At 73.9% G+C, this 12,818-nt stretch carries 10 protein-coding genes; 4 read left to right on the forward strand and 6 right to left on the reverse strand.

The features are described from left to right. Window positions 1–251 precede the first annotated feature (251 nt). Window positions 252–2,582: a hypothetical protein gene (locus tag ACFYZQ_RS13700; protein ID WP_389145962.1), complete on the forward strand. Its 2,331-nt coding sequence runs from the start codon at window positions 252–254 to the stop codon at window positions 2,580–2,582. Here ACFYZQ_RS13700 and ACFYZQ_RS13705 read toward each other — a convergent pair. The 4 genes from ACFYZQ_RS13705 to ACFYZQ_RS13720 all read right to left on the reverse strand — a co-directional run bounded on the left by ACFYZQ_RS13705 (window position 2,552) and on the right by ACFYZQ_RS13720 (window position 7,238). Then, window positions 2,552–4,993 carry a right-handed parallel beta-helix repeat-containing protein gene (locus ACFYZQ_RS13705; protein WP_389145964.1) on the reverse strand — a complete coding sequence of 814 codons (2,442 nt, stop codon included), beginning with the start codon at window positions 4,991–4,993 and terminating at the stop codon, window positions 2,552–2,554. The genes ACFYZQ_RS13700 and ACFYZQ_RS13705 overlap by 31 nt on opposite strands. A 153-nt stretch (window positions 4,994–5,146) precedes the next feature. After that, the gene (locus ACFYZQ_RS13710) at window positions 5,147–5,749 is read right to left on the reverse strand and encodes a hypothetical protein (RefSeq protein WP_389146247.1); all 603 of its coding nucleotides are present in this window, start codon (window positions 5,747–5,749) and stop codon (window positions 5,147–5,149) included. Between the two features lie 190 nt (window positions 5,750–5,939). Continuing rightward, window positions 5,940–6,764 carry an MOSC domain-containing protein gene (locus tag ACFYZQ_RS13715; RefSeq protein ID WP_389145967.1) on the reverse strand — a complete coding sequence of 275 codons (825 nt, stop codon included), beginning with the start codon at window positions 6,762–6,764 and terminating at the stop codon, window positions 5,940–5,942. 42 nt (window positions 6,765–6,806) lie between these two features. Continuing rightward, on the reverse strand, window positions 6,807–7,238 hold the full coding sequence (locus tag ACFYZQ_RS13720) for a DUF6643 family protein (protein WP_389145970.1): 432 nt from the start codon (window positions 7,236–7,238) through the stop codon (window positions 6,807–6,809). 304 nt (window positions 7,239–7,542) lie between these two features. Here ACFYZQ_RS13720 and ACFYZQ_RS13725 point away from each other — a divergent pair, with 304 nt between their 5' ends. Continuing rightward, window positions 7,543–8,883 (forward strand): TerD family protein, encoded by a 1,341-nt coding sequence (locus tag ACFYZQ_RS13725; protein WP_389146250.1) that lies wholly within the window; start codon window positions 7,543–7,545, stop codon window positions 8,881–8,883. A 13-nt stretch (window positions 8,884–8,896) separates the two neighbouring features. Here the strand turns inward: ACFYZQ_RS13725 and ACFYZQ_RS13730 are convergent, their stop codons facing one another. Further along, the gene (locus ACFYZQ_RS13730; RefSeq protein WP_389145972.1) at window positions 8,897–10,072 is read right to left on the reverse strand and encodes a glycosyltransferase; all 1,176 of its coding nucleotides are present in this window, start codon (window positions 10,070–10,072) and stop codon (window positions 8,897–8,899) included. A 57-nt stretch (window positions 10,073–10,129) separates the two neighbouring features. Between ACFYZQ_RS13730 and ACFYZQ_RS13735 the strand changes: the two genes are divergently transcribed. Together ACFYZQ_RS13735 and ACFYZQ_RS13740 are read left to right on the forward strand one after the other, a co-directional pair. Further along, the gene (locus tag ACFYZQ_RS13735; protein ID WP_389145975.1) at window positions 10,130–10,915 is read left to right on the forward strand and encodes a glutamate racemase; all 786 of its coding nucleotides are present in this window, start codon (window positions 10,130–10,132) and stop codon (window positions 10,913–10,915) included. Between the two features lie 106 nt (window positions 10,916–11,021). After that, window positions 11,022–11,567: a hypothetical protein gene (locus ACFYZQ_RS13740; protein ID WP_389145978.1), complete on the forward strand. Its 546-nt coding sequence runs from the start codon at window positions 11,022–11,024 to the stop codon at window positions 11,565–11,567. A gap of 103 nt (window positions 11,568–11,670) precedes the next feature. On the opposite strand, the gene ACFYZQ_RS13745 is transcribed toward ACFYZQ_RS13740, so the two are convergent. Continuing rightward, window positions 11,671–12,735 carry an O-antigen ligase family protein gene (locus tag ACFYZQ_RS13745; RefSeq protein ID WP_389145981.1) on the reverse strand — a complete coding sequence of 355 codons (1,065 nt, stop codon included), beginning with the start codon at window positions 12,733–12,735 and terminating at the stop codon, window positions 11,671–11,673. Window positions 12,736–12,818 lie beyond the last annotated feature (83 nt).

The raw sequence follows: 12,818 nt of genomic DNA on the forward strand, positions 1-12,818 counted from the left end.
TTCGCACCTGCTCCGACCAGGACGTTCCGTCCGTCCCCGATGCGCGGGCGTCCCATCTTGTCACGGGAGGACCCCGGTGGCGCCACTCCCCGCACCGACGCGCACATGTCATTCGGACATCATGCTCATCGCCGCCGTCCCCACGGATCGAGGGAGATTCCGGCAGAAGTGGTGTACACCACAGTGCAAACGGTGATCCTGCTACATGCACGGACACAAGCCATCGGCGCGTCACGGGGGAAGTACGAACAGTGGAACGTGCACAGGAACGCGCTGCCGCCCTGGAACTCCTGGTCCACGGAGTCGGAGGCGCCACACCCGCGAAGATGCTCGGCGACCCGCGCACGGTACGGATCACCGGCGACGACACGGCGGCCGTCTTCCGGCGTGCCGAGGACGTCGACGCCGAGGACCCCGGTGCCGCGGAGAGACCCGGCGGCCCCCGGCAGGGCCCCGTGCCGGAGGCGTACGTCTGGTGCAACCTCACCTCAGGGAACGGCACCCGGGCCCTGTGGCTGTTGCTGCTCCCCTTCATGATCGTCAACCTCGCCCACTGGATGCGTCCCGCCGCGCCCGGCCGGACCCGCGCGGTGCGCCTCCACGGGCTGCTGGTGCGGCTCGTCGGGCTCACCCTGACCGTGCTGCTGGTGGCGGCGGCCTGCGAGGTCGCCCTCGATCTGGCGGCCTGGCAGTGCGCGGGCACCGGCCCCTGCGCCCGGCGGCACGCCTGGCTGGGCTTCCTCTCGCCGGCCCTCTCCGGCGACGGCTGGTGGAGCCGGCCCGGACGACGGCTCGCCCTTGCCGCCCTGGTCCCCACCGCCCTCACCGCCCTGCTCTGGTACCTCTCGCACCGCACCTGGAGCGCGTACGAGTCGCAGAGGCCACTCGACCGCTCGCCCGAGCCCGACGAGGAGACCGGCCCCACCTCGCTGGACCGGCCCGGCTTCTGGTACGGGCGCCGGTTGGTGGCACGGCTGTGCGCCGCGCACACCGCCGCGGGCCTGCTGACGGTCGCCGCGGCGGTGCTGCTCCCGGCGGCCCGCTTCGACCACCGGCCCGGCGGGCCCGCCGCGCTGGAGACGCTGGGACGGTCGCTGGCGGTGGCGCTGCTCGCCTGGGCGGTGGCATCGATCGCCGTGGTCTGCGGCCGGGGCCGCAGCGAGAACCGCCTCGACCAGGAGTTGGACGAGCACCTCGTACGGCGCCTGCCGCTCGGGGCCCTGCTCCTGCTCGGCCTCACCCTGCTGTACACCGGCTGGTCCAGGCCGGGCTGGGACTCCGCCGGGCGGCTGCCCGGGGACACCGTGTTCGCGGGACTCGCCCTGACCCAGGGCCTGCTCGTCGTCGCACTCGGCGGGGTGGCGCACCTGCTGCACCGCACGGCACCCGATCCACGCGCGGCGCTGCGCGGCCTCGGCGGACCGGCGGTCGCGTTGCTCGCCTGCGCCCTGGGCGGCGTCATCTCGGGCGGTGTCGCCGGGCGCGTGGCCGACTGGCTGGACGACACCGGCGCCGCCGTCGACGGCCCGCCCGCGCTGCTGGCGTGGCAGATGTCCGCGGTCCCGGCCCTGCTCCTGGTGCTGTCGGCGTCGGCCGTCCGGCCGGCCCTGCGCTCCGTTCGGTTCGCCCGTGCCGAACGGAGCCGGATCGAGAGCGAGCACCGGGGAGAGCCCGAGGATCCGGCGCGCACCCGGCGTATCGCACGGATTCTGGCGACGGCCACCCTCACCGACCGGGCGCCCCTGGCCGTCGGCGTCCTCTCCGCCGCCACCCTGTTACTGGGCGCCGGGGCCCTGGCCGGAGCCCAGGCGACCCACCGGCCCCCCGGTGAGGCCGCGCAGCGGGCTCCCGACGTGGTCCGGGCCGCCGCCGAGACCTCGCAGGCACTGGGCTCCTGGCTGGCCGGCCTCGGCCTCCTGGTGTTCGTCACCTGGGGGCGGCGTGCCTACAAGGACGTCTCGGCCCGCCGCACCATCGGCATCCTGTGGGACGTCGGCACCTTCTGGCCGCGGGCCGCCCATCCGTTCGCCCCGCCCTGCTACGCCGAGCGCGCCGTCCCGGACCTGACCTGGCGGATGGCCACCTGGACCCGGCGCACCGGTGGACGTCTGGTGCTGTCCGGGCACTCCCAGGGCAGCGTGCTCGCGGCCGCCGCGGCCTGGCAACTGCCCCCCGCCGCGCGGGCGCGGATCGCCCTGCTCACCTACGGCTCCCCGCTGGAGCGCCTGTACGGCCGTTGGTTCCCCGCCCACTTCGGCCCGGACGCCCTCGCCGCCCTGCACCGGGAGGTCGCCTGCTGGCGCAACCTCTACCGGCTCACCGACCCCATAGGCGGCCCGATCCGCCTGCCCGGCGACTGCGGCCCGGCCGTGGACCGCGCCCCGCTCGAAGACCCCCTGGCATACGGCCGCACCGCCGAGCACCCACTGCCCGCGCCCCTGCTCGGCCACTCCGACTACCAGGCCGACCCGGCGTTCGCCGAGGAACGGGCGCTCCTGCTGGCCCGGCTGAGCCTCGGGGTACCGGGCCCGCGGCCCACGCACGGCGAACCTCAGGGCAATTCGGGCAGGTCCTCGGCGTAGAGCAGGGTCAGATCGTCGGTGGTCGGCTCGGCGAGCTGGGCCACCCGGCTCGCGTGCCGCTCCACCATGGCCTCGAAGGTCTGCCGCGCCGTACGGCCGTTGCCGAACGCGGGGCCCTTGGGAATGGCCGTGAAGTACTTCAGCAGGGCCTCCGCCGCGCCCGGCCCCAGCCGGTACTCGTGCTCGTCGGCCTGCTGCTCCACGATCCGCAGCAATTCGTCCGGGCCGTAGTCGCCGAAGGTGATCGTCCGTGAGAAGCGGGAGGCCACACCGGGGTTGACGGAAAGGAAGCGCTCCATCTCCGCGGTGTAACCGGCGACGATCACCACCACCGCGTCCCGGTGGTCCTCCATCAGCTTCACCAGGGTGTCGATGGCCTCCTTGCCGAAGTCCCGGCCGGCGTCCTGAGGTGACAGGGCATACGCCTCGTCGATGAACAGCACACCGCCGCGCGCCCGTTGGAAGGCCTCCTGGGTGCGGATCGCGGTCGAGCCGATGTGCTCGCCGACCAGGTCGACCCGGGACACCTCGACGAGATGGCCCTTCTCCAGCACCCCGAGGGAGGCGAGGATCTCGCCGTAGAGCCGGGCGACCGTGGTCTTGCCGGTGCCGGGGGACCCGGTGAAGACCAGGTGGCGCTTGACGGACGCCGCCTTCAGACCGGCCTCCTGCCGTCGCCGGCCCACCTCGATCATGTCGGTCAGTGCGCGGACCTCGCGCTTGACGCTGTCCAGACCGACCAGCGCGTCCAGTTCACCCAGCACGGCCTTGGAGGTGCGGGCCGGCTGCTCCGGCGCGACGGGAGCGGCCGACGGCACCGGCGCGTCGCCGGCCCGCTGCTCGGGCAGCAGGCCCAGCAGGCCGGGGGACTGGCTCGCCGTCTGCACGGCCGACTCCCCCGCCGGGGGCGGTCTGAGCCCCGTGCTCTCGTCGCTGGTGCAGTCCTCCACGACCGGACCGCTGCCGGGCGCGGCGTCCGGCCCGCCGTCCGCGAACTCGTAGCCGCCGCGCGCACACCGCTCGGTGCGGCACTTCCTCAGCGTCGTACGGCAGCCGTCGATGACATGGAAGCCGTACCCGCCGCTGCCGGTGACCCGGCAGCCGAGGAAGCTGCCCCGGCCTCCGGCCGACACGTAGAAGCCGGCCTCCGCGGGCGAGTCGACCGCGCAGCGCTCGATGACGGGGTCGGCGCCCTTGGTGACGATCACGCCCGTCTGGGTGCCGTCCAGGGTGCAGTTGTTGAGCGTGCCGCCGCTGCCGTGATCGCGGAACCAGGCACCGGTCGCCGCTTCCCGGATCCGGCAGTCGTCGAGCTGCGCGGTCGCCCCGTCGCTCACCGACACGGCCGTGTTGCGCACCTGGGACAGGTCGCTGTCCACCACGTCCGCACGCGAGCCGCGGTCCAGCACGAACAGCGCGTCCGGAACGTCGTGCACCCGGCAGGAGTCGAGCACCACGGTGGCACCGTCGCTCACCCACACCGCCGGATAGTCGCCCGTGCTGTCGAAGATCTCGCACTGGTTGGCGTCCACGCGGGTGCCCGGGTCCCACACGGACAGGCCGTTGCGCCCGAACTGACGCACCGTCGTCCGGGTCAGCGTCAGCACCGAGCGGGAGCGCAGGTCGACCGCATTCTCCGGGATGTCGTGGACACGGCAGTCAGCCAGGGTCACGACGGCGTCCGTGTCGAGCGTGACGCCGTCCGCCGTGGTGCGGTGCACATCGCAGTCGCTCAGATGCGCGGTGGCCCGTGCGGTGACCTGCACGCCCGAGCCCCGGACCTCGTACACCTCGCAGCCGACCGCCTCCAGCGAAGAGTTGTCGCCCGTCACGGTCAGACCCGGGCCCGAGGCGTGGTGCACCCGGCAGCGCTCCAGCCGGGGGTGTCCGCCGCCGCGGACCGCCACGCCCGACTGACCGGCCGCGACCACCTCGCACTCCTCGAACACCCCGCTCCCGCCGTCCAGTACGGCGATGCCGACGCCGGCCGGGTTGTCGACAGTGCAGCGGCGCACGGTCGGCCGGGCACCACCGCGCACCTCGATCCCCGAGGCGGACCGTGTGACGACCCGTACGTCCATCAGCTCCGGGGTGCCCTCCTCGACGAGCAGCGCGGGGGAGGCCGCGTCCTGCCCCTCGACGTGCAGGTCCCGCACCACCGCCGAGGCGCGCAGGGTCAACGGCACACCGTCCGGCGGCGCGATGCGCACCGAGCCGGGCGAGCCCTCCGGGCCGCGCAGCGTGACCGACCGCTGGACGACGAGGTTCTCCCGGTAGGTGCCGGGGGCGACGGTGAGGACGTCGCCGTCGGCCGCGGCCTCCAGGGCGGCGGCGAGCGAAGCGTACTCACCCGTGCGGCGCCGCCACCTCGATGTGCCGGTGTGCGTCACCTGGACCGTGCCCTGTGCCATGGCGTTGCTGTGCCCCCACCTCGTCGTACTGATGGCTCGTTCGCCTGCGGGGCGCTGCCCCTGTAGCTCGCTCGCGCGGGTCGATGCCGAATGCGTCAGCCGGTCCACCGTAGCGTGCGGGCGGGCAGTGGGTTGACCACAGCCGGAAGGCCGTCAGCTGCCGGTGCCTGCCTTGCCCCAGTCCGGACCCGCCCGGTCCCAGGCCTGGTCCCAGCCCGCGTACCGGCGGCGGACCATGCGCCAGAGGACCAGCCGTCTTCCGCTCTCGACCACTCCCGCGGTCAGCATCGCCGCGCCCAGCCCGGCGAGCACGGCGTGCGTGGTCGCCGTCGCCGAGTCCAGGGGGCGCGTCACCAGGTGCCCGCGGCTGTCCGTCCAGAGCCGGAAGTGCTCGCCGGCGTGCGGGGACTTCAGGGGCGCCAGGACCGTGTCGTGCAGCCGGGTGCCGTCCGGGGCCGTCCAGGCGGCCACGACCCGGGTGCGTATGTCGTGCGCCGTGGTGTCGGGTTCGGGGTCCAGCGGTGCACGGTCCAGCTTTCGCGTCACCGTGGCCGTCACCAGGTGACGGGACTCGTGCTGGGCGCGGACGGACCGCTGCAGTGAGTCCTGTGCCACGGCGCCGACGAGCGAGCCGACCACGGGCGCGGCCACCACGATCAGCAGCAGGGCGACGAGGGCCACCCAGGCCTCGACCAGATCGGTCGTGCGACGCAGCGGATTCTTCCGCCAGCGCCAGAGTCCGCCGATGACTCGCACCGTCACGCACCCCCTTCCCGCTCCGTGATGAACCCCCGCGGAGCCGTGCACCCGCGGACCCGGTCGAAGAGAGATCAACATCACCTCGGACGGCGACCGGGACCGTTCATGAACTTCTCATGTCCCCCAACGACCCGGCCCGGCCCTCAGGTTCCCGTCCGGATGCACGAGCTCGCGGGACCCGGGTCCGTCACTCCAGGATCCGCACCGGGTCGCCGACCCGGATGGTGCCGGGGGACCGGGGCACCAGGTTCTGACCGAAGACCAGCGCGCTGCCGAACCGGCGGTGACGTGCCAGGGTGCGCAGGGGTTCCCGGCCGCGCTCGGCGGTCTCCTGGTCGGTCGTGGTCACGACGCACCGCCCGCTGGGTTTGACGACCCGGAAGACCACCTCGCCGATGGCGATGCGCGACCAGCCGTCCTCGGCCCAGGCTTCCGTGCCGGCCACCACCACGTTCGGCCGGAAGCGGTTCATGGGCAGCGGACCCTCGTGGGCATGCCCGCCCCGCGCAATCAGGGAGTTGAGGGCGTCCAGGGAGGCGGTGGTGGCGACCAGCAGCGGATAGCCGTCCGCGAAACTCACCGTTTCACCCGGGAGGGCGTAGTCCGGATCCACCGGGCGGCGGGTTGCCGGGGCGTCCATGTGGACGAGGCGGACGGAGGTCCCGAGGAGCCCGGAGCACCAGGCGTCCGCGGCCTCCTCGGCCGGGACGGCCTCCACCTTGGTGCCGAAGATGTTCACCGTGACCGTGTCCGCCGGCCGTGGCAAGGGCACCGTGAGGGGAGTCCTGCCGGGTGCGGACAGACGAACGCCGCCACCGGGAGCGAGTTCGGCGGCGGCAAGCGCGAGGCGCGGCTGTTCGCGCTGTGTGACGACCTTTCCCCCGTCGTCGACCAGTGTCCAGCGCCGGTCTCCGGCCAGCCCCCAGGGCTCCACCAGCGCCTCCCGGGGCGAGAAGCCCCGGAACGCCTTGACCGGATGGACGTGGATCGACTTCAGTGCGGCATTCCCCATGACGCCATGGTGCCAGGCGGCACCGACAACCGGGGTTCGCCGTCAGTAACCGCGGTACTGCTGGTTGTTGTACGGCTCCTGGTACGGAGCGGCCGGCCGCGGGGCTGCCGGGCGCATCGCCTCGTATCCGGTGCCCTGGGCCATGGGCCGGGGCTGCTGCGGCTGCGCGCCGGGGTAGCCGCGCGGCGCGGTGGCCTGCTGCGGGATGTACGCCGTGGGTGCCTGCTGCAGCGGAGCGGGCTGCTGCGCCTGCGGATACCCGTAGGCGGGGACCTGCTGGGACTGGCCCGAGGGGAGCGCGGGGAGTGCCGACGGCAGCGCGGGCAGGTGGCTGCCCGAGTCGTACGCGGCGGGGACCCGGATCGGCGCGATCTGCGGGGTACCCCGCTCGGCGACGAGCGAGTCGTAGATCGGAGTGTCCGGGAAGGAGGCGGAGTAGTAGCCGCCACCATAAGTGGAGCGGGGGGAGGTCATGGCACATAAGTTAAGCCCACGATGTGCTGGTTGGGGAGACCGGTAAGAGGGTTGTTTTTCGTGTCGGTGGTGACCCGGCATCCCCAATCCGAGCGAACTCGGCAAAATAGGACGCCACTCGAAGCATCGATCTTGTAAAGGCCGAGTTCCGGGCCGGTTACCGATGGTTGACCTCGATCTTCCGTGCCCATCATGGTGTTCGCCGTCCCCGCGAATAGGTTGACCGGGCAGGGATGAGCCAGCGATGCCGAGGCCGGGCCGGGACGCGGCCCGGCGGTGAACCGTGATGGGGGCGGACATGTCAATGGCGAAAGGATCGAATACGCCGGTGCCCACGACGGCCCTGCGTGTCGAATTGGGCTGGCGCCACGGACCGGGCGTCCCCGACGCGGATGCCTCGGCGCTGCTTCTCGCGGCCGGAAAGGTCCGTTCCGACGGGGACTTCGTGTTCTACAACCAGCCCGCGCACTCCTCCGGCGCGGTCCGGCACGAGGGCAAGCGGGACGCCGGGGACCGGGTGACGGACACACTTCTCGTCGACCTCGCGCGCGTGGAGAACGTCATCGAGCGGGTGGTCCTCGCCGCCTCCGCGGACGGCGGTACGTTCGGGCAGGTGCCCGGCCTCTACATCGAGGTCCGGGACGCCGACCGGGACACGGTGGTCGCCCGCTTCGACAGCCCGGGCGCGACCGTGGAGACGGCCTTCGTCCTCGGGGAGTTCTACCGGCGCCAGGGAGGCTGGAAGTTCCGCGCCGTCGGCCAGGGCTACAGCAGCGGACTGGAAGGCCTGGCCACGGACTTCGGCATCACGGTGGACGAGCCGCAGCATCCCGCGCAGCCCGCCGTCGCACCTTCCGCGGTTCCACCGGCCCCGGCGCCCCCGGCCCCGCCCCGGCATCCGGCGCCGCCCGCCACCCCGCCGATGCCCACCGCGCCGCCCGCCGCCCCGCCGATGCCCACCGCGCCGCCCGCCGCCCCGCCGGTCACCGCGCCGCCCCCGCCGGCTCCCACGGCCCGGCCCGTGCGGCTCACCAAGGTCACGCTCACCAAGGCCGCTCCCACCGTCTCCCTGGCCAAGCAGGGCGGAACCTCCGGCGCCGTGCGGGTCAACCTCAACTGGCAGACCCGCAAGCAGTTCCCCGGCCGGGCCGGCCGGCGCGGCGCGACGGACCTCGATCTCGACCTGTGCGCCCTGTACGAACTCGCCGACGGCCGCAAGGGGGTCGTACAGGCCCTCGGCAACGCCTTCGGATCGCTGCACCGGCCGCCGTACATCCACCTCGACGGCGACGACCGCACCGGCGCCGTCACCGCCGGCGAGAACCTCACCATCAACCTCGACCACCAGCGCGACTTCCGGCGCATCCTCGTCTTCGTCACCGTCTACGAGGGCGCCGACTCCTTCGCCGACCTGCACGCCACGGTCACCCTCCAGCCCCAGCACGGAGCCCCGATCGAGTTCTCGCTCGACGAGTGCACGGTCCCCTCGACCGTGTGCGCACTCGCCCTGATCACCAACACGGGCGGCGACCTGATCGTCCGCCGCGAGGCCCGCTACCTCGTACCGGAGTACGGGGTGAGCCCGCAGCGGACGGTCGACCGCGCCTATGGATGGGGCATGGACTGGACGCCCGGACGGAAATAGCGCTCCGGCGGCGTCAGCCCTCGTCCGGCACGGCGTCCGGCCGGGCGTACGTACGGCCCTTCCAGGCCGCGCCGCGTCCCCGGTAGTGCTGCACCGCGGAATCGACCGTCATGAGGAGGTACAGCGACGCGGTGAAAGGCAGCAGGGGAGCGAGCCAGGGCGGCTGCCGGTAGTGACGCAGCATCGGGAGGTACGTCGCCGTCATCACCAGCCATGCCGCCGCGCCGGTAACCGCGGCCGCCGTGCTCCCCGCCGCCGCGCCCGCCACCACGGCCGCGGGGGGCACCAGATAGACCAGGACGAGCCCGGCGACCGTACCGAGCAGCAGCAGCGGACTGTGCCGCAGCTGCGCGTACGCGCTTCGCGAGACCATCCGCCACAGGTCGTGCAGCCGGGGGTAAGGGCGCACGCTGTCCACCCGGTCGGCAAGGCCCAGCCAGATGTGGCCCCCGCCGGCCTTCACCGCGCGCGCCAGGGCCACGTCGTCGATGACGGCGTGCCGGATGGCGTCCGGAATCCGCGCCCGCTCGGCCGTCTCCGCGCGCAGCAGGACACAGCCACCGGCCGCGGCCGCCGTCCGCGCACCCCGTACGCCGATCCGCCGGAACGGATACAGCTGGGCGAAGAAGTAGACGAACGCCGGCACCACCAGCCGCTCCCACAGGCTCTCCACCCGCAGCCGGGCCATCTGGGAGACGACGTCGAAGTGCCCGGTGCGCGCCGCCGCGACCAGCTCCCGCAGGCTGTCCGGCGCGTGCGCGATGTCCGCGTCCGTCAGCAGCAGGTATTCGGGGTCACGCGCGCGTGCCAGGGCGATGCCGTGACGGACCGCCCAGAGTTTGCCCGTCCAGCCCGGGGGCGGCTCGCCGGGGGAGTCCACGGTGAGCGGCAGTCCGCCGTGGCGCCGGGACAGCTCGCGGGCGAGCTCGCCGGTGCCGTCCGAACTGCCGTCGTCGACCAGGAAGACCTCCGCCCGCCCGGGATAGTCCTGTGCCAGCAGCGACGGCAGGCTCGCGGGCAGGACGGCGGCCTCGTCGCGAGCCGGTACGACGACACAGACCGGGGGCCACACCTGTGGGTCCCGGCGGGGCGGCAGCCGGACGTCCGTGCGCCAGAAGAAGCCCTGACACAGCAGCAACCACAGCCAGGCGGCGAGGGATACGACGGCGGTCCACGCGATGGCGCTCACGCGCGCAGTCTGCCCCACGGGAAGGCCCCCCAAGGGCGCATCGTCTATCGTGGCCGGGTGAAGATCGCGCTCATGGACTCCGGAATCGGGCTGCTGGCGGCCACCGCCGCGGTACGGCGCCTGCGACCCGACGCGGACCTCGTGCTCTCCCTGGACCCGGACGGCATGCCCTGGGGGCCCCGCACCCCCGAGGACGTCACCCGCCGGGCGCTCGCCGTCGCCGAGGCCGCCGCCGCGCACGGGCCCGACGCGCTCATCATCGGCTGCAACACGGCGACCGTGCACGCCCTGCCCGCCTTGCGGCTGCGCCTGGAACCGGACATCCCGGTCATCGGCACGGTCCCGGCGATCAAGCCGGCCGCGGCCGGCGGCGGCCATGTCGCGATCTGGGCGACGCCGGCCACCACGGGCAGCCCCTACCAGCGGGGACTCATCGAGGACTTCGCCGACGGCGTGCCCGTCACCGAGGTGCCCTGCTGGGGACTGGCCGAGGCTGTCGAACACGCGGACGAGGACGCCATCGACGCCGCGGTCGCCGCGGCCGCCGGACTCACCCCGGACGACGTGACCACCGTCGTGCTGGGCTGCACCCACTACGAGCTGGTCGCGGAACGCATCCGCGCCGCGGTGCAGCAGCCCGGCGCGGCCCCGCTCGTCCTGCACGGCTCCGCCGGCGCGGTGGCCGCCCAGGCGCTGCGCCGGATCGGTGCCCGGCCGGCTCCCGGGGCCCCGGCCGAGGGCACCCTGACGGTGCTGCTCAGCGGCCGGGAGGGGGCGCTGCCCGAACCCGCGTTGAACTACGCCGAAGGACGGCTCCTGCAGGCCGCCACCCCGGCTCGCTGACCGGTCATGGCGGGCCGGACTCCTCCGGCCCGCCATGCGGGGACGCAAGTCGGTCACGCTGCGCGACGAGGTACCCCCGCAGCGAAACCTGAGTAGTCTCATAGGCATGAGGCACCACACCCACGACGAGAGCGCGCACCACGCCGACGTGTGGACCGGGCGCGCCACGAACCGCGTCCAGTGGTTGCTGGCCCTGGTCGGCGCGGCCTGTCTCGCACTCGGCATCGAACTGGCCGTGGACTCCACCTGGACGTCCGGCGTCGCCCCGCTGGCGATGTCCGTCGTCGGGTGCATCGCCGCCGGGCTGCTGGTCCTCTTCGGCACCCTCGCGTTCGTGCACGTCGCCCTGAAGGTCGACCGGGAGTGCCTGGAGGTGCGCTGCGGCCACATCGGCCTGCCGCGCCGCCGCATCCCGCTGTCCCACGTGGCCGGCGCCGAGTTCGCCGCGCATGTTACCCCGCGACACTGGGGCGGCTGGGGGTACCGCTGGCGGCCCGAGAAGGGCACCGCGGTCGTGGTGCGCCGGGGAGAGGGGATCGTGCTGCGGCTGTGGGACGGCCACACGTTCACCATCACCGTGGACGACGCGGAGTCGGCGGTACGCGTCATCCGCGACCGGCTCCGCACGGTCACCCCGGGCACGGCCCACTGACCCCGACCGCCTCGGCACGGTCACGGACAGGCCGACGCCCGCGTTGTTGACCAGCACGTCGACCACCCCGCCGGGAGCGGTCCACCGACATCGAATCGCCTCGTCACCGTACGCGGGGTTCCTGGTCGCCTTCCGCGCCGTCGGGTGCGAGCGGCCGGGCCGTGGCCAGCCCGGCCAGCAGTCCGGCGCCCGCCGAGACCGTGGTGAAACTCAGCGCGTCTCCCACCGCGGCGATCGCGGCGAGCCCGGTGAGGGCCGCGCCCGCGGTGAGCGCGAGCGGCGTCGAGCGGGGCGAGCGCCACAGGGCGAACAGCATCCAGCAGAACGCCGCCGCCAGCAGCAGCACCCCGACGAGCCCCTGCTCCGCGGCCTGCTGCAACGGCGCCGAGTGCGGTTTTCCGTCGGGCCACAGCGCCTGGGACGCGGTGGGGCTCAGCTCGCCGAACCGGCCGGGTCCCACCCCCAGAGTTGGATCCCGGTGGGCCAGGCGCAGCGCGTCGTGCCACAACTGGACGCGGTACGCGGTGAGCCGGCCCTCGAGGGAGGTGGCCGGCCCGCCCGGCAGGACGTTCCCGGTCAGTGCCCATACCGTCCCGGTCACCAGGGCCGCCGTCAGAGCCAGGCCCGCGATGCCGGGGCCCCGGGAGCGCAGCCGGGCGGCGGCGAGCGAGCACAGCAGTACGGTGCCGCTGATGAGGCATCCGGTGGCCGAGCCCACGGCGGCCCCGGTCACCACCATGACCATGGCCAGCAGCCGCAGGGCGAAACGCAGAGCCGGTGCGGGAGTGGCCCAGGCCGCGCAGCAGGCGGCTCCGGTGGCCAGCGTCAGCAGCGCGGCGGCGGCACCGGCGTGCCCGAGCGGGGTGCTGACCTCGGGGCCGGCGGCGAGGTGCGGCAGGGTCACCGCCAGCCCGAGCCCGGCCAGTGCCCCCGCACAGGGCGCCGCGACCGGAAGGAGCGAGCCGCTGATCCGGCCGGAGGCGTAGCCGGCGGCCACCGCGAGCACCGCGAGGAGGACGCCCTCCGGCCGGCCGTCATGTGCCGCCGCGCTGATCAGGGACCATACGGCGCAGCCCCCCAGGACGATCACGCCCGCCGCGTCGGAAACGTTTCGTCTGCCGCTGTCCGCCTCCGCGCCCGCAGCGGACGCCGTCTGCGTGGATCCCAACCGTCGCCCCCCGTACCCGCCCCCGTGCCCGGCCCCCCGGCCTGTGGCAGGCCCCGGCCGCCGGGCCACAACAGGCCCACACG

Origin of the sequence: Streptomyces sp. NPDC001843, from assembly GCF_042891955.1 — a bacterium.
Taxonomy (GTDB): Bacteria; Actinomycetota; Actinomycetes; order Streptomycetales; family Streptomycetaceae; genus Streptomyces.